Here is a 15,742-nt window from a genome sequence, read left to right on the forward strand (position 1 = left end):
CCCCCTTCAAAGTGAAGCAGAGAATTCAAGATGCGTCCGAGACGACCGGAGCGGGCTTGGGCTTTTCCAGGACGAAGGTCGCATCCGGATCGGCGGCCAGCGCATGCACGGTGTGGCGCTCGAGCGCCGCGGTCACATCGGCGGGCTCGCCCTGCAGTTCATGCGGCATGATCATGTTGCCGACGGTGAAGTCGAACCGGTCGCCCTTCTTGTTCAGAAGCTCGTGGAAAACCGTCATGTCGCGCAGTTCCGTCGACCATTTGGCGAACCAGTAGAACAGGCCTGAATTGCGCGCCTTCAGATGCACGGGCAGGATCGGCAGGTCGTATTTGCGGGCAAAGCCGATCGCCGAGGTCTTCCACGGGCGCTCATTGAGCTTGCCATCGGCCCAGTAGGCAATGCGACCGGAGGGAAACAGCACCATCGCCTTTTCCTGCTTTATGGCGTTGTTGGTGACCTGCAGCGTCTCGCGCGCCTTCAGCTTGCTCTTGAATTCCTCGCGCCACTCGACCGGGATGATCATCTCCACCAGACGCGGATTGACGCGCACGGCGTCCCGGTTGGCGAAGAACGTCATGTCCGGACGGTGCTCTTTCAGGAGGTCGAAAACGGCCACCCCGTCGGCAATGCCGGTCGGATGGTTGGAAACCATCACGAAACCGCCCTTTTCCGGGATGCGCTCTCTGCCGACGCAATTGATGTCGAGGGTCAGCCGGTTGGAGATGTAGTCGAAGACCTGATATCCGTCCATGGACTCGATATCATTGGCGAAATCGATCGCCTTGCCGTAGCCCAGCAGCAGGTGAAGAAAGGGCCGCATCACCGGCCAGAACGGATTGTGGACGATCTTCTGGCCGCGTTCGGCGATCAGCGTGTCGACGATATGTCCCGGTTGCCCCTGGGAGACAAGCGCCACAGCCTCAGCGAACTGCGCCAGGGCGGATGATGAATCACGACGCGCCATAAAACTTCCTGCTTTTGCTGAGGAGCCTATATCGCAATTCCGTGTGAAAAGACAATGACACCTCCCGGAACCCTTAGCGTTTTTGTAACCCAATTTACTGCAAAATCGCGCCGCGGCAAGAAGTTCCTGAGACGGTGACCCATGGGCGAAATACTGGTGCCTGCTGATGATGCATTGCTTGGCTTGCGTCAAGAGTGGCTACAAGCGCTTGCCGGCGAGCGCCGGCTTTCGGCAAAGACGACCGAGGCTTACGAACGGGACACGCGGCAGTTCCTCGCTTTCCTGTGCCGCCATATCGCACGTCCCGTGCGGCTTTCCGACATTGATTCGCTGAGGCCGGCGGATGTGCGCGCCTATCTTGCCTTCCGCCGCCGCGAGGGCGCCGGCGCGCGCACGCTCGGACGCGATCTGGCGGGCATCCGCTCATTTCTGCGCTGGCTGGAAAAACGCGGCCTTGCCAATGCCGCCGGCGTGCGCGCCATGCGGGCGCCGAAACAGCCGAAATCGCTGCCCAAGCCCTTAAGCGCCGAGGAGGCGCTCGCGGTTTCAGCGGAGCAGGGCCAGTTGGCGGAAGAGCCGTGGATTGCCGCGCGCAACGCCGCCGTCTTCTGCCTGCTTTATGGCTGCGGCCTTCGTATCTCCGAAGCGCTGGGGCTGACGCCTGATGACTTTTCCGGCAATCCGACAAGCCTCAGGATCACCGGCAAGGGCAACAAGACCCGCCTCGTGCCGCTCCTGCCGGCAGCGCTTGAGGCGGTGCGGCATTATGGCGCGCTCTGCCCGTATCATCTGGCCGGGGAGAAGCCGCTTTTCCGCGGACTGCGCGGCAAGGCATTGCAGCCGGCGATCATCCAGCGGGAGATGCAGGCCCTGCGCGGCGCACTTGGCCTGTCCGACAAGGCCACGCCGCACGCGCTCAGACATTCCTTCGCGACCCATCTTCTGGCCGCCGGCGGCGATCTCAGGACCATTCAGGAACTGCTCGGCCACGCCTCGCTTTCGACGACGCAGGTCTACACCGGCGTCGACACCGGGCGGCTTCTGGAGATTTACGACAAGGCGCATCCCCGCGCCTGATGAATGCAAAGGGGCCCCGCCTTCAAAGCGGGGCCGCGTCGCTGTGCTCAGTTGTTCAGATCGTTGTAGCTGAAATCGATCAGCTTCGGCGTGCCGTCAGGCTGGACCTTGTAGGTCTTGACCGCATGCCAGTTGCCTTCATCCATCACCGAGGTCGAAAAGACATCGCCGGGCGCGGCGATGCGGGCGATATCCCTGTCGGCGGCCGTGACCTTGGGACCGTAGAAAGAGGGGTTGAGCGGCTGGGCGGCGAAGGCGGCGCCTGCGCCGACGATCAGTGTTGCAAGCGAAAGTGCGATAATCTTCTGCATCGGGTCTGTCCTTGCGAGGTTTCAGCGTTCTCGTTGACGGAAAGGACCATCCCTTTCCTGGCTCCAACTACAGCCGATGATTGTGTTCGCTATTGGAATTTCGCCGCCGAAAGTCCGTTAAATTTCTGTAAATATTATATTTTTCTAATTCCATAGTCAGTGCGTCTTAGTCTGGCGCACACGGGGCGGACGGGCGGCGACCGCCGCGCCGAGGCCGATCATCGCGAGTCCGGCAACTTCCAGGCCTGACGGTCGTTCTGCGAAAATAACGATGCTCCACAGTGCCGCAAACACGAGATAGGCATTGTCGAACAGGCCGACGACCGGCGCCGGGGCTGTGCGGTAAGCGCCGGCGACACCCGTGGTAATGGCCACAAGGAAGAGCGCGAGAAGCCCGATCAGCGCCCAGTCCGACACACCGAGCGGTCGCCAGGCGGTTAGCACGAATCCATCGCCCGCCGGAAACAAGAGAACGCACGCCATGCCCGCCGCGCCCGATACGGCAAGCGCGATATTGAGATTGAGCGCCATGGCGAAAGGCGCTTCGCCACGACACTTGTCCCAGGTGATGATCGCCGCAAGAGCGTAGAAAAAAGCAGCAAGAAGCGGAAGCAGCAGGAAAGGCGAGACGGCTCCGGCCGATGGATTGACGCTGACGACCACGCCGGAAAGCGCAAGCAGAATGGCGCACCACCGCACAAGACCCACCGGCTCTCCAAGATGAAAGCGGGCAAGGAGCGCCATCCACAACGGCGATGTATAATAGCAGGCTGCAGCCAGCGACAGCGGCAGGTGTGGAAGAGATGCGTAATAGCAGAACCACATGGTAACGAGGCAAAGGCTGCGAGCCGTCACCCACCCAGGGTGTTCGGGAATGAGTCGCGCGCCGCGCGCGAACAATTTCAGCCCGAGCGCGAGAAGCATCGCTGCAAATGCGGATCGCAGGAAGATCAGTTGGGCAAGACCAAAACGCACGCCGGACAGCTTGACCAGCGCATCGGAGAGCGAAAGGAGGAAGACCGAAGCGGTGATCAGCGCGATCCCTGCTGCCGGACCGGCGGCAAAGATGGATCCGGTTGTTTTGTAAGCCATGGCCCAAGAAAAAAGGATTTTGCGCGCCATGAACAACGAATTTTACTGAAGTCTTGGATCAACGACGCGAATGACGGCGCCGGACGCATGAGAAACGACCCCGCAGTACGGGGCCGTATCAAACCTTCGGTCAGGAACGCCCTTCGGCGCCGGCCCCTACATGTGGATCGGCTTGAAGAAGGCGGCGAGCGCTGCTTCCTTCACCGCTTCCGACATGGTCGGATGCGCGTGGCAGGTGCGGCCGAGATCCTCGGCCGAGCCGCCGAATTCCATCAGCACCGCTGCCTCGTGGATCATCTCGCCGGCGCCGAAACCGACGATGTGGACGCCGAGGACGCGATCGGTTTCCTTGTCGGCGAGCACCTTGACGAAGCCGTCGGTGGTTTCCATGGCGCGGGCACGGCCATTGGCCATGAACGGGAATTTTCCGACGTTATAGGCAACGCCGTCCTTCTTCAGCTCTTCCTCGGTCTTGCCGACGGAGGCGACTTCCGGCTGCGTATAGACGACGCTCGGGATCACGTCATAGTTCACGTGGCCGGCCTGACCGGCGAGGATCTCGGCAAGCGCCACGCCTTCATCCTCGGCCTTGTGCGCGAGCATCGGGCCCTTGACCACGTCGCCGATGGCGTAGATGCCGTCGACATTGGTCTTGAAATGACCGTCGATCTCGACCCGCCCGCGATCATCGAGCTTGACGCCGGCTTCTTCCAGACCGAGGCCCTCGGTATAGGGCTTGCGGCCCGTGGAGATCAGCACGATGTCGGCCTCGAGCGTCTCGGCGTCGCCGCCCTTGACCGGCTCGAACGTCACCTTCGCGCCGTTCTCGCCCTTTTCGACAGCGGTCACCTTGGCCGACAGCTTGAAATCAATGCCCTGCTTGGCGAGGATCTTCTGGAACTGCTTGGAGGCTTCGCCGTCCATCGGACCGAGGATCTTGTCGAGGAACTCGACGACCGTGACCTTGGCGCCAAGGCGCGACCAAACCGAGCCGAGTTCCAGACCGATGACGCCGCCGCCGACCACGATCATCTTCTCCGGCACCTTCTTCAGCGCAATGCCGCCGGTCGAGGACACGATCGTCTCCTCGTCGATTTCGACATCGACACCCGGAATGCCGGCGACGTCCGAACCGGTGGCGATCACGATGTTCTTGGCTTCAAGCTCCTCGGTGGCGCCGTCTTCCTTGGTCACCTGCACCTTGCCGGGGGCAACGATCTTGCCGGTGCCCTGAATGCCGTCGATCTTGTTCTTCTTGAACAGAAAGGCAACGCCCTCGACATTCGACTTTACCACCGCGTCCTTGTGGCCCATCAGCTTTTCGTGGTCGAGTTCGACGCCCGAAAGCTTCACCCCGAGGCTCTCCATGCCGTGGGCGGCATGGGCGTACTGCTCGGAGGCATGCAGCAGCGCCTTGGAGGGGATGCAGCCGATATTCAGGCAGGTGCCGCCATAGGTGGCGCGCTTTTCGACGACGGCGACCTTCATGCCGAGCTGCGACGCCTTGACCGCGCAGACATAGCCGCCGGGGCCGGAACCGATTACGATGAGATCATAGGACATCTGATTTCCTTCTCTTTATTGAGGTCATCGCCGATGCGAAGGATGGGCGCTGCATGACCGTATTTCCTGGCGGCCAATGGCCGTGTTTCTAGTCGTCGGCTCAGCCCGCCTTTTCCGTTGCCAGCTTCAGGCCGAAGGCAATGAACACCGCCCCGCTTGCGCGATTGATCCAGACGCTCGCCTTTTCAAACCCAGACCGCATGCGCGGCGTGGTCAAAAACAGCGACACGCCGACGAACCACGCAATCAGGCACGTCGCCATGACGAGGCCATAGCCGAACTTCACCCCTGCCGGCGTTTCATGACTGACCACGGTCGAAAAGATCGACAGGAAGAACAAGACTGGCTTCGGATTCAGCGCATTGGCGAGAAAGCCGAGCGAAAAGGCCTTTCCCGCTCCCTGTCTTGCCGTCGCGCCGGCTTGGGCTGCGGGCGAAACATCGGCCTTGCCGGAACGCAGCGACTGGATGCCGAGATAGATCAGATAGGCGGCACCCGCCCATTTGATCACATTGAACACCATGATCGACTGCGAAATGATCAGCCCCAGCCCCATGATCGTGTAGCTGACATGGAACATCAGCGACGTGCCCACGCCGAAACTGCTGAGCACCGCCGAACGCCTGCCATGCACAAGCGCCTGCCGGATGATCATCGCGGTATCCGCGCCGGGCGCGACGATGGCGAAGGAGAAGATCGCCATCAGCGATGCGAGCTCAATCAGGTATTGATGCTGCATGAAGAGCGTCCCGGTTTATTGCCTGCTGAGCGCGAGCTTAACGCCGAAACCGGCAAAGGCCAGCGCCACGCTCCGCCGCATCCACGCCATCGCCCGGTCGCTCGAAAGCACCCGGTCGCGCATCAGGCCGGAGAACTGGCCGTATAGCACGAACACCGCGAAGGTCATCGCCATGAACACGGCCGACATAACCAGCATTTCAAGTATGGGCGAGGCGGCGGCGGGCGACACGAATTGCGGCAGGAAGGCGAGGAAGAATACCGAGAGCTTGGGGTTGAGAATATTAATGAGAAAACCGTTGCGGGCGATCGCCAACAGACTGCGCCGGGGCGTCCCCTCCCCCGAAACCCTCAGCGTGCCGCGATCCTTCAGCGTCTGCCAGGCGAGGTAGAGCAGATAGGCGACGCCGGCGAACTTGACCGTCTGGAACAGAAGCGCGCTGGTGTGAAACAGCGCGGCAAGGCCGAAGACGGAAGCGAGGATTGCCGGAATGATGCCCAGCGTGCAGCCGAAGGCGGCGGCAACGCTTGCCATCCTGCCCTGCGCCAGACCGGTCGCCAGCGTGTAGACCACGCCCGTGCCGGGAGCCAGAACCACAATCAGCGCCGTAATCAGAAATTCGATGCTCATGCTTTCCGGCCCCCCGGTTTTGTTGATCAGAGATCGAGAACGAGACGTTCGGGATCTTCCAGCGTTTCCTTGACGCGGACGAGGAAGGTCACGGCTTCCTGACCATCGACCATACGGTGGTCATAGGAAAGCGCAAGATACATCATCGGTCGGATGACGACCTGGCCGCCGATCGCCATCGGCCGCTCCTGGATCTTGTGCATGCCGAGAATGCCCGACTGCGGCGCGTTCAGGATCGGCGAGGACATCAGCGAACCGTAGACGCCGCCATTGGTGATGGTGAAGGTGCCGCCCTGCATGTCTGCCATGGACAGCTGGCCGCTGCGGGCCGCCTTGGCAAGACGCGCGATCTCGGCCTCGATCTCGGCGATCGACATCTGGTCGGCATCGCGCACGACCGGGACCACCAGGCCCTTGTCCGTGCCAACGGCCATGCCGATATGGCAGAAGTTCTTGTAGATGATGTCCGTGCCGTCGATCTCGGCATTGACGGCCGGGATCTCCTTCAGCGCATGACAGACGGCCTTGGTGAAGAAACCCATGAAGCCGAGCTTGACGTCGTGCTTCTTCAGGAACAGGTCCTTGTACTTGGAGCGCATTTCCATGACGGCCGTCATGTCCACCTCGTTATAGGTGGTCAGCATGGCTGCGGTGTTCTGCGCATCCTTCAGGCGCTTGGCGATGGTCTGGCGCAGGCGCGTCATCTTCACTCGCTCTTCGCGATCGGCATCCTCAACCTTGGAGGGCGCGCGCTGCGGGGCCTTGGCCGGCTCGGCGGCCGGGGCGGAGGTGCCCTTGGCGGCAGCGGCAATCACGTCGCCCTTCAGCACCTGACCGCGCTTGCCCGAACCTTCCACCTGATCGGCGGAAATGTTCTTTTCTTCCATCATCTTGGCTGCGGACGGCGCTGCCGGCATATCGGATCCGCCGGACTTCGGCTTGTCTTCGGCCTTGGTCTCTTCCTTCTTGGGCTCTTCCTTTGGCGCCTCGGCCTTCGGCTCTTCCTTTGCGCCGCCTGCAGCAGGCGCATCACCCTCGGCGATCTGGCCGAGCAGGGCGTCGAGTTCGACGGTCTCGCCTTCGCCGGCGACGATCTCGGAAAGCGTGCCGGAAGCAGGTGCCGGAACCTCGATGGTCACCTTGTCGGTTTCCAGTTCGACAATCGGCTCATCGGCGGCGATGGCGTCGCCGACCTTCTTGTACCAGGTGCCGACCGTTGCTTCGGTAACGGATTCACCCAAAGTGGGAACGCGGATTTCAGTGGCCATGTCAAAAGTCCCGATATTGATAAATGTGGTGTCCGGATCGCCTTGAAGCGGTCGTTCACGTGCCGGGCTTTGAAGGTCCGGCACGCTGTTGCTCGTGTTACTCGCCGAGCGCGTCGTCGAGGAAGGCCGCAAGCTGCGCCTGGTGGCGCGACATCAGGCCCGTCGCCGTCGAGGCGGCCGCCGCCCGTCCGGCATAGCGGACCCGGCTGTGCTTGGCGTCGATATGCGTCAAGACCCATTCCAGATAGGGCTCGATGAACGACCAAGCGCCCATATTCTTCGGCTCTTCCTGGCACCAGACCATTTCCGCGTTCTTGAAGCGCGAAAGCATGTTGATCAGCGCCTTGGCCGGGAACGGATAAAGCTGCTCGACGCGCAGCAGGTAGACATCGTCGATGCCGCGCTTCTCGCGTTCCTCGAACAGATCGTAATAGACCTTGCCCGAGCACATCACGACGCGGCGGATCTTGGAATCCTTGACCAGCTTGATCGGCGTATCCTGCTCGACCGCATCATCCCAAAGGAGACGATGGAAGGCGGTCTCGCCGGCCATTTCCGAAAGCGTCGACTGGGCGCGTTTGTGGCGCAGCAGCGATTTCGGCGTCATCAGGATCAGCGGCTTGCGGAAATCGCGTTTCAGCTGACGGCGCAGAATGTGGAAATAGTTCGCCGGCGTGGTGCAGTTGGCGACCTGCATGTTGTCTTCGGCGCACATCTGCAGCCAGCGCTCCAGACGGGCAGACGAGTGCTCCGGGCCCTGCCCCTCATAGCCGTGCGGCAGGAGGCAGACGAGACCGGACATGCGAAGCCACTTGCGTTCGCCGGACGAGATGAACTGGTCGAAGATCACCTGGGCGCCGTTGGCAAAGTCGCCGAACTGGGCTTCCCACAGCGTCAGGGCGTTCGGGCGGGCCAGCGAATAGCCATATTCGAAGCCGAGCACGGCCTCTTCGGAGAGCATCGAGTTGACGACTTCGTAGCGGCCTTGGCCGGAGCGGATGTTCTGCAGCGGCAGATAACGCTCCTCGGTCTCCTGATCATAGAGCACCGAATGGCGCTGGGAGAAGGTGCCGCGCTCGCAATCCTGACCGGAGAGACGAACCTTGAAACCCTCATAGCAGAGCGAACCGAAGGCCAGCGCCTCGGCCATGGCCCAGTCGATCCCCTCGCCGGTCTCGATCATCTTGGCGCGGTTGTCGAGGAAACGCTGCACGGTGCGGTGGACGTTGAAGCCCTCCGGAACCTCTGTCAGCTTCTTGCCGATCTCCTTGAGCGTCTTCATCGGCACGGAGGTCTTGCCGCGCCGCAGTTCGTCGGCATTGTCGGCGGCGCGCAGCCCCGACCATTCGCCGTCCAGCCAGTCGGCCTTGTTCGGCTTGTAGGAGGACCCCGCCTCGAATTCCTGCTCGAGGAAGCTCTTCCAGTCGGCGAGCATACCCTCGAACTCTTCGTTCGTGATCAGCCCTTCCTTGATCAGACGATCGGCATAAAGCTTGGTGACCGTCTCATGACCGCGGATAACCTTGTACATCTTCGGCTGGGTGAATGCGGGCTCATCGCCCTCATTATGGCCGAAGCGACGGTAGCAGAACATGTCGATGACGACCGGCTTGTGGAACTTCATCCTAAATTCGGTCGCGATCTTGGCCGCATAGACCACGGCTTCCGGATCATCGCCGTTCACATGAAAGATCGGCGCTTCGATCATCTTCGCCACATCGGATGGATAGGGCGAGGAGCGCGAGAAGGCCGGATTGGTGGTAAAGCCGATCTGGTTGTTGACGATGAAATGCACCGTGCCGGCAACGCGGTGACCGCGCAGGCCGGAAAGGCCGAGAATTTCGGCAACCACGCCCTGGCCGGCAAAGGCGGCATCGCCGTGCAGCAGCAGCGGCATGACCTTGGCGCGCTCGGAAAGCGGCACGATCTCGCCCTCGCGGCGGGTGGCGATAATATCCTGCTTGGCGCGGGCCTTGCCCATGACGACCGGGTCGACGATTTCCAGATGCGAGGGGTTCGCCGTCAGCGACAGGTGCACATTGTTGCCGTCGAACTCGCGGTCGGAGGAGGCGCCGAGATGGTACTTCACGTCGCCCGAACCTTCGACATCATCGGGCTTGAACGAACCGCCCTTGAATTCGTGGAAGATGGCGCGGTGGGTCTTGGCCATCACCTGGGAAAGAACGTTCAGGCGACCGCGATGCGGCATCCCGAGCACGATTTCCTTCAGGCCCAGAGATCCGCCGCGCTTGATGATCTGCTCCATCGCCGGGATCAGCGATTCCGCGCCGTCGAGACCGAAACGCTTGGTGCCCTTGTACTTGGTGTCGAGAAACTTCTCGAAGCCTTCGGCCTCGATCAGCTTCTGCAGGATCGCCTTCTTGCCGTTCTCGGTGAAGGTGATGCTCTTCTCCGGTCCCTCGATGCGCTCCTGGATCCAGGATTTTTCTTCCGGATTGGAGATGTGCATGAACTCGACGCCGAGCGTGGTGCAATAGGTGCGCGTCAGGATGTCGAGCATTTCCGGAATGGTGGCGTATTCCAGGCCCAGAACATTGTCGAGGAAGATGCGGCGGTCGTAATCGGCCTCCGTGAAGCCATAGGCCTTCGGCGACAGCTCGTTGTAATCGTCATCCGCCATGCCGGCGAGGCCGAGTGGGTCGAGCTTGGCGTGCAGATGGCCGCGCATGCGGAAGGCGCGGATCATCATCAGCGCGCGGACGGAATCGCGGGTGGAGCGCAGCACGTCCTCGTTGGAGACGGCGGTGCCTTCCGCGGCAGCCTTGCCGCGCAGCTTCTTCTCGACCACCTGCTCGACATCGGCCCAGTTGCCGTCAAGCGCCGCCGTCAGGTCGTCATTGGGCTTGACCGGCCAGTTGTCCTTTTTCCAGGACGCGCCTTCGGCCGCCTTGCGCACCGCATCCGGATCGTCGCCGAGCGCCTTGAAGAAGTCTCGCCACTCTTCCGAAACCGAGTTCGGGTCATCTTCATAGGCCGCGTACAGATGCTCGATATAGGTCGCGTTGGCGCCATCGAGGAACGAGGTCAGAAGAAATTGTTCGTTGGCTTCTTGCCTTGACATATGCACCGCGCGGATCGAAATCCGCCTCCCGCTTGAAACGACGAAACCGGCTCTTGGCCGGACCATCCGATGAAACACCGATTGTGACGACCGTCAAATGGCCACAAAAACGGTAAAATCGTGACGGCCCATCCGAAAAAAGGCCGTCACGCATCTGTTCTTAAGGTGGATCAGCCCTTCAGGACTTCAACCAGCGTCTTGCCGAGACGCGCCGGAGACGGCGACACCTTGATGCCGGCCGATTCCATCGCCTCGATCTTGTCTTCAGCGCCGCCCTTGCCGCCGGAGATCACGGCGCCGGCGTGGCCCATGGTGCGTCCGGGAGGCGCGGTACGGCCGGCAATGAAGCCGACCATCGGTTTCTTGCGGCCCTTCTTGGCCTCGTCCTTCAGGAACTGCGCGGCTTCTTCCTCGGCCGAACCGCCGATTTCACCGATCATGATGATGGATTCGGTGGCATCATCCGCCAGGAACATTTCCAGCATGTCGATGAACTCGGTGCCCTTGACCGGGTCGCCGCCAATGCCCACGGCCGTGGTCTGGCCAAGGCCTTCATTGGTGGTCTGGAACACGGCCTCATAGGTGAGCGTGCCGGAGCGCGACAGAACGCCGACGGAGCCCTTCTTGAAGATCGAGCCCGGCATGATGCCGATCTTGCATTCTTCCGGCGTCAGGACGCCCGGGCAGTTCGGCCCGATCAGGCGCGACTTGGACTTGTCGAGCTTCGCCTTGACCTTGACCATGTCGGCAACCGGAATGCCTTCGGTGATGCAAACGATCAGCGGAATTTCAGCTTCGATCGCTTCGAGGATCGCAGCGCCCGCGCCTGCCGGCGGAACGTAGATGACGGATGCATCGGCGCCCGTCTTTTCCTTGCCTTCGGCAACGGAGGCAAAGATCGGCAGATTGGTGCCGTCAACGCCGGAGGACCATTCGGTGCCACCCTTCTTCGGATGGATACCGCCGACCATCCGTGTGCCGTAATAGGCAAGCGCCTGCTCGGTATGAAACGTGCCGGTCTTGCCGGTGAGGCCCTGAACCAGAACCTTGGTGTCTTTATTCACCAGAATTGACATACATGTGACTCCTAGGTCTCAGTTCGTCTTCGAATTTCTTACGCGTATCATCAGCATTTTCAGCCGACCGAATTCCGCACCATGATCATTTAAAGCCGCTGACCCGTCCGCCGATCACGAACAAGGCCGCTAGAGCAACCGTCCCCCAATACATCAGATGGAGGATGGCCACCGCCATTCCCGCCGCTCCTTCAGCCCCATCCGCTGCCGCCAATAACCAAGCCTCGATAAGGCTAGAGCCCCAGACAACGAGCGCAACTAAGAGGCATCCAGAGAGCACCTCACCTTTCCAACCGTAGCACCAGCGGCCGAATATCATCAGCGCGCCGAACACCGCTGCCAGAATCATGGCCACAAACACAGGAACGAGCAGGACCACGAAGGCGAAGATGATGATCATGGAAGCAGTTTTCAGCCCTCCTTCACTGCAGCAACAATCTTTTGGGCCGCGTCGTCGAGATCGTCGGCGGAGATGACGTTGAGGCCGCTCTCGTCGATGATCTTCTTGCCGAGTTCGACATTGGTGCCTTCGAGACGGACGACCAGCGGAACCTTGAGGCCGACTTCCTTGACGGCCGCGATCACGCCTTCGGCGATAACGTCGCAGCGCATGATGCCGCCGAAGATGTTGACCAGAATGCCCTTCACGGCCGGATCGGCGGTGATGATCTTGAAGGCCGCCGTGACCTTTTCCTTGGAAGCGCCGCCACCGACGTCGAGGAAGTTCGCGGGCTCGGCGCCATAGAGCTTGATGATGTCCATGGTCGCCATGGCGAGGCCTGCGCCATTGACCATGCAGCCGATATTGCCGTCGAGCGCGACATAGGCGAGGTCATATTTGGAAGCCTCGATCTCCTTGGCGTCCTCTTCCGTCGTGTCGCGCAGCGCGCGAACGTCGTCGTGGCGAAACAGCGCATTGCCGTCGAAAGAGACCTTGGCGTCGAGAACGCGCAGATGGCCGTTTTCCATGACGATCAGCGGGTTGATCTCGAGCAGGCTCATGTCCTTTTCGACAAAGGCCTTGTAGAGGATCGGGAACAGACGCTCGGCATCCTTGGCGGCCTCGCCCTCAAGCTTCAGCGCTTCGCAAAGCGTCTTGACGTTGGAGGCGGTCACGCCGGTATCGGGATCGATCGCCACGGTGACGATCTTGTCCGGGGTTTCCTCGGCCACCGTCTCGATGTCCATGCCGCCTTCGGTCGACACGACGAAGGCCACCTGTCCGACGGTGCGGTCGACGAGCAGCGAGCAGTAGAGTTCGCGGTCGATATCGGCGCCGTCCTCGATGTAGAGGCGGTTGACCTGCTTGCCGGCAGGGCCGGTCTGCTTGGTCACCAGCGTGTTGCCGAGCATTTCGTTGACGAAGGTCTTGACCTCGTCGGCGGACTTGGCGAGGCGAACGCCGCCCTTGGCGTCAGCCGGCAGTTCCTTGAACTTGCCCTTGCCGCGGCCGCCGGCGTGGATCTGGCTCTTGACCACGTAGAGCGGACCGGGAAGCTTGCCGACAGCGGCCTCGACCTCATCGGCGCTCAGGATGGCAACGCCATCGGCGACCGGCGCGCCATAGCCCTTCAGAAGTGCCTTGGCCTGGTATTCATGAATATTCATGCGGATATCCGTCCTTTTTGCAGAAAGCGGCTTATTTCAGCGCGGGTGCGATTTCCTTGCAGGCGTCGCAGAGACCCTTGACGGCGTCCACCGACTTGTCGAAGCCGACCTTGTCCTCGCCCGTGAGCTCGATTTCGACGATGCGTTCGACGCCGCCTTCGCCGATAACGATCGGAACGCCGACATACATGCCGTCAACGCCGTACTGGCCGGTGAGATGGGCAGCAGCGGGCATGACGCGCTTCTTGTCCTTCAGGTAGCTCTCGGCCATGGCGATGGCGGAAGCAGCCGGCGCGTAATAGGCCGAGCCGTTCTTCAACAGCGCGACAATCTCGCCGCCGCCGCCGCGCGTGCGGGTGATGATGGCGTCGAGCTTTTCCTGGGTGGTCCAGCCCATCTTGACCAGATCGGGCAGCGGAATGCCGGCAACGGTCGAATACTGCGCGACCGGAACCATGGTGTCGCCATGGCCGCCGAGAACGAAGGCGGTGACGTCTTCAACGGAGACGTTGAATTCTTCGGCGAGGAAGTAGCGGAAGCGCGCCGAGTCGAGCACGCCGGCCATGCCGACGACCTTTTCCGCCGGAAGACCGGAGAACTTCTGCAGCGCCCAGACCATGGCGTCCAGCGGGTTGGTGATGCAGATGACGAAGGCGTTCGGCGCATACTGCTTGATGCCCGCGCCGACGGCTTCCATCACCTTCAGATTGATGCCGAGAAGGTCGTCGCGGCTCATGCCCGGCTTGCGCGGCACGCCGGCGGTGACGATGCAGACGTCCGCGCCTTCGATTGCCGAATAGTCGGAAGCGCCGGAAAGCTTCGCGTCAAATCCATCGACCGGCGAGGATTCCGCGATATCGAGCGCCTTGCCCTGCGGCAGGCCATCAGCGATATCGAACAGGACGACATCGCCCAGCTCCTTCAGCCCCGCCAGATGCGCGAGCGTTCCCCCGATCATGCCCGAACCGATCAATGCGATTTTATTGCGCGCCATGAATGTATCCTCTGAAAACTCATTTCTGGACGATGGTCAAAACCGTGCCCATGACGAGGTTGGGATATCGGCAAACGGGGCATTTTTCAACCGGTTTTTACGAAGCCAATATTTTCAATCGGTTATATATGTTTTAATTGACGTTTACGTCAAAATATAGAGTAGCTGCGCCCTTATTTCGCCCACTTTTCCTTGTGCGCTGCGAGATAATCCGTGCTGCGCATCTCGAAAAGCCGCGAGGCGGTGCGCTCGAATTCAAACCCTTCCCGCCCCTTGCGATCAACCAGAAGTTCCTCCGGCATGGCTTCCGCCGAGATCACCGTGCGGATCGTGCGGTCGTATAGCGTATCGACGAGAATGATGAAGCGTTTGATTTCATTGCGCTGATCGGCGGTGAGCACCGGCACGTCGTCAATGAAGACGGTCGAGAAGCGGTCGGTGATCGCCATATAGTCGGCAGCGCCCAGCGGCTTCCTGCACAGATCGTCGAAGGTGAAGCGGGCAAAGGCGCCGCCTGCGTTTGGCACATGCAGCACGCGCCCGCGCAATGCAATCTCGTCCGGCCCCGTGTCGGCCCCGCGCGTCGCCACATTCCAGGTCTCGTCCATCTTCCGTCGGGTCTCGTCGTCAAGCGGCGTCAGGTAGACCGGACGCCCCTCGAACTTCTCCATGCGGTAGTCGGTATCCGAGTCGAGTGTCGTTACCGTGACATTCTGCTTCAAGATCTTGATGAATGGCAGGAATAGCCCGCGGTTGAGACCGTCCTTGTAGAGATCATCGGGCGCGACATTGGAGGTCGCGACGAGAATGCAGCCGCGCTCGAACAAGGCGGAGAAGAGCCGCGACAGGATCATCGCATCGGCAATGTCGGTGACGGTGAACTCGTCGAAGCAGAGAAGCCGGTTCTCGCCGATGATCTGATCGGCGACGGGGCCGATCGGGTCGGCCTCCTTAACCTCGCCCGCCTTCAGCTTGCGCCGATGCGCGTTGATGCGCTCCTGCACATCGGCCATGAAGGCGTGGAAATGGGCGCGCCGCTTGTCGGCAATCGGGGCCGCCTCGAAGAACATGTCCATCAGCATGGTCTTGCCGCGCCCGACGCTGCCGTAAATGTAGAGCCCCTCCACCAACGGCCCGCCCTTCTGCCGCGAAAGGCCGAAAAGACGCGAGATCAGCCGCCCGCCCTTTTCCGCCGGCTTGACGTTCGAAAGCCCGTCCAGAACGCGGTCAAGTTCACCGGCGACGGCCAGTTGCGCAGGGTCGGCCTTGAGCTGGCCCTTCTCGGTCATTGTCTCAAGTCGTTGGGTGACGGTCGTCATTGCGGCCATGAAAAATTCC

At 61.2% G+C, this 15,742-nt stretch carries 14 protein-coding genes; 1 reads left to right on the forward strand and 13 read right to left on the reverse strand.

All coding sequences use genetic code 11. The features are described 5' to 3' along the window. Positions 1 to 25: 25 nt before the first annotated feature. Positions 26 to 964 (reverse strand): GNAT family N-acetyltransferase, encoded by a 939-nt coding sequence (locus tag FF124_RS11715; RefSeq protein ID WP_138748679.1) that lies wholly within the window; start codon positions 962 to 964, stop codon positions 26 to 28. Positions 965 to 1,105: 141 nt separating this feature from the next. On the opposite strand from FF124_RS11715, the gene FF124_RS11720 reads away from it, so the two are divergent. Beyond that, the gene (locus FF124_RS11720; RefSeq protein WP_138748680.1) at positions 1,106 to 2,041 is read left to right on the forward strand and encodes a tyrosine recombinase XerC; all 936 of its coding nucleotides are present in this window, start codon (positions 1,106 to 1,108) and stop codon (positions 2,039 to 2,041) included. Positions 2,042 to 2,088: 47 nt separating this feature from the next. Here the strand turns inward: FF124_RS11720 and FF124_RS11725 are convergent, their stop codons facing one another. From FF124_RS11725 to zapE, 12 genes are all read right to left on the reverse strand, one after another. Beyond that, positions 2,089 to 2,352: a hypothetical protein gene (locus tag FF124_RS11725; RefSeq protein WP_138748681.1), complete on the reverse strand. Its 264-nt coding sequence runs from the start codon at positions 2,350 to 2,352 to the stop codon at positions 2,089 to 2,091. A 156-nt stretch (positions 2,353 to 2,508) separates the two neighbouring features. Beyond that, on the reverse strand, positions 2,509 to 3,444 hold the full coding sequence (locus FF124_RS11730; RefSeq protein ID WP_138748682.1) for a DMT family transporter: 936 nt from the start codon (positions 3,442 to 3,444) through the stop codon (positions 2,509 to 2,511). Positions 3,445 to 3,600: 156 nt separating this feature from the next. Continuing rightward, positions 3,601 to 5,007, reverse strand: a complete 1,407-nt coding sequence (gene lpdA, locus FF124_RS11735) for a dihydrolipoyl dehydrogenase (RefSeq protein ID WP_138748683.1) — start codon at positions 5,005 to 5,007, stop codon at positions 3,601 to 3,603. Between the two features lie 100 nt (positions 5,008 to 5,107). Continuing rightward, on the reverse strand, positions 5,108 to 5,746 hold the full coding sequence (locus FF124_RS11740; RefSeq protein WP_138748684.1) for a LysE family transporter: 639 nt from the start codon (positions 5,744 to 5,746) through the stop codon (positions 5,108 to 5,110). A gap of 15 nt (positions 5,747 to 5,761) precedes the next feature. Further along, positions 5,762 to 6,376 (reverse strand): LysE family translocator, encoded by a 615-nt coding sequence (locus FF124_RS11745; protein ID WP_138748685.1) that lies wholly within the window; start codon positions 6,374 to 6,376, stop codon positions 5,762 to 5,764. 26 nt (positions 6,377 to 6,402) lie between these two features. Continuing rightward, a complete protein-coding gene (gene odhB / locus FF124_RS11750) occupies positions 6,403 to 7,644 on the reverse strand; it encodes a 2-oxoglutarate dehydrogenase complex dihydrolipoyllysine-residue succinyltransferase (protein WP_138748686.1) in 1,242 nt (413 codons plus the stop codon). A gap of 97 nt (positions 7,645 to 7,741) precedes the next feature. Then, positions 7,742 to 10,726, reverse strand: a complete 2,985-nt coding sequence (locus tag FF124_RS11755; RefSeq protein ID WP_138748687.1) for a 2-oxoglutarate dehydrogenase E1 component — start codon at positions 10,724 to 10,726, stop codon at positions 7,742 to 7,744. A 170-nt stretch (positions 10,727 to 10,896) separates the two neighbouring features. Further along, positions 10,897 to 11,802, reverse strand: coding sequence for a succinate--CoA ligase subunit alpha (gene sucD, locus FF124_RS11760; protein ID WP_138748688.1), 906 nt, complete (start codon positions 11,800 to 11,802; stop codon positions 10,897 to 10,899). A gap of 85 nt (positions 11,803 to 11,887) precedes the next feature. Further along, a complete protein-coding gene (locus tag FF124_RS11765; RefSeq protein ID WP_138748689.1) occupies positions 11,888 to 12,202 on the reverse strand; it encodes a hypothetical protein in 315 nt (104 codons plus the stop codon). 11 nt (positions 12,203 to 12,213) lie between these two features. After that, a complete protein-coding gene (sucC, locus tag FF124_RS11770) occupies positions 12,214 to 13,410 on the reverse strand; it encodes an ADP-forming succinate--CoA ligase subunit beta (RefSeq protein ID WP_138748690.1) in 1,197 nt (398 codons plus the stop codon). Positions 13,411 to 13,441: 31 nt separating this feature from the next. Beyond that, entirely contained in the window at positions 13,442 to 14,404 is a 963-nt protein-coding gene (mdh, locus tag FF124_RS11775; RefSeq protein WP_138748691.1) for a malate dehydrogenase, read from the reverse strand. A 173-nt stretch (positions 14,405 to 14,577) separates the two neighbouring features. Then, positions 14,578 to 15,732, reverse strand: coding sequence for a cell division protein ZapE (gene zapE, locus FF124_RS11780; RefSeq protein WP_138748692.1), 1,155 nt, complete (start codon positions 15,730 to 15,732; stop codon positions 14,578 to 14,580). Positions 15,733 to 15,742: the final 10 nt, after the last annotated feature.

The sequence above is a fragment of the Martelella lutilitoris genome, from assembly GCF_005924265.1.
Taxonomy (GTDB): domain Bacteria; phylum Pseudomonadota; class Alphaproteobacteria; order Rhizobiales; family Rhizobiaceae; genus Martelella; species Martelella lutilitoris.

Bases quoted from the DNA above. Each gene is read 5' to 3' on its own strand.
- odhB (WP_138748686.1), bottom strand. From the start codon at position 7,644: ATGGCCACTGAAATCCGCGTTCCCACTTTGGGTGAATCCGTTACCGAA.
- FF124_RS11745 (WP_138748685.1), bottom strand. From the start codon at position 6,376: ATGAGCATCGAATTTCTGATTACGGCGCTGATTGTGGTTCTGGCTCCC.
- FF124_RS11725 (WP_138748681.1), bottom strand. From the start codon at position 2,352: ATGCAGAAGATTATCGCACTTTCGCTTGCAACACTGATCGTCGGCGCA.
- FF124_RS11740 (WP_138748684.1), bottom strand. From the start codon at position 5,746: ATGCAGCATCAATACCTGATTGAGCTCGCATCGCTGATGGCGATCTTC.
- sucC (WP_138748690.1), bottom strand. From the start codon at position 13,410: ATGAATATTCATGAATACCAGGCCAAGGCACTTCTGAAGGGCTATGGC.
- mdh (WP_138748691.1), bottom strand. From the start codon at position 14,404: ATGGCGCGCAATAAAATCGCATTGATCGGTTCGGGCATGATCGGGGGA.
- FF124_RS11715 (WP_138748679.1), bottom strand. From the start codon at position 964: ATGGCGCGTCGTGATTCATCATCCGCCCTGGCGCAGTTCGCTGAGGCT.
- FF124_RS11765 (WP_138748689.1), bottom strand. From the start codon at position 12,202: ATGATCATCATCTTCGCCTTCGTGGTCCTGCTCGTTCCTGTGTTTGTG.
- sucD (WP_138748688.1), bottom strand. From the start codon at position 11,802: ATGTCAATTCTGGTGAATAAAGACACCAAGGTTCTGGTTCAGGGCCTC.
- zapE (WP_138748692.1), bottom strand. From the start codon at position 15,732: ATGGCCGCAATGACGACCGTCACCCAACGACTTGAGACAATGACCGAG.
- FF124_RS11755 (WP_138748687.1), bottom strand. From the start codon at position 10,726: ATGTCAAGGCAAGAAGCCAACGAACAATTTCTTCTGACCTCGTTCCTC.
- FF124_RS11730 (WP_138748682.1), bottom strand. From the start codon at position 3,444: ATGGCTTACAAAACAACCGGATCCATCTTTGCCGCCGGTCCGGCAGCA.
- FF124_RS11720 (WP_138748680.1), top strand. From the start codon at position 1,106: ATGGGCGAAATACTGGTGCCTGCTGATGATGCATTGCTTGGCTTGCGT.
- lpdA (WP_138748683.1), bottom strand. From the start codon at position 5,007: ATGTCCTATGATCTCATCGTAATCGGTTCCGGCCCCGGCGGCTATGTC.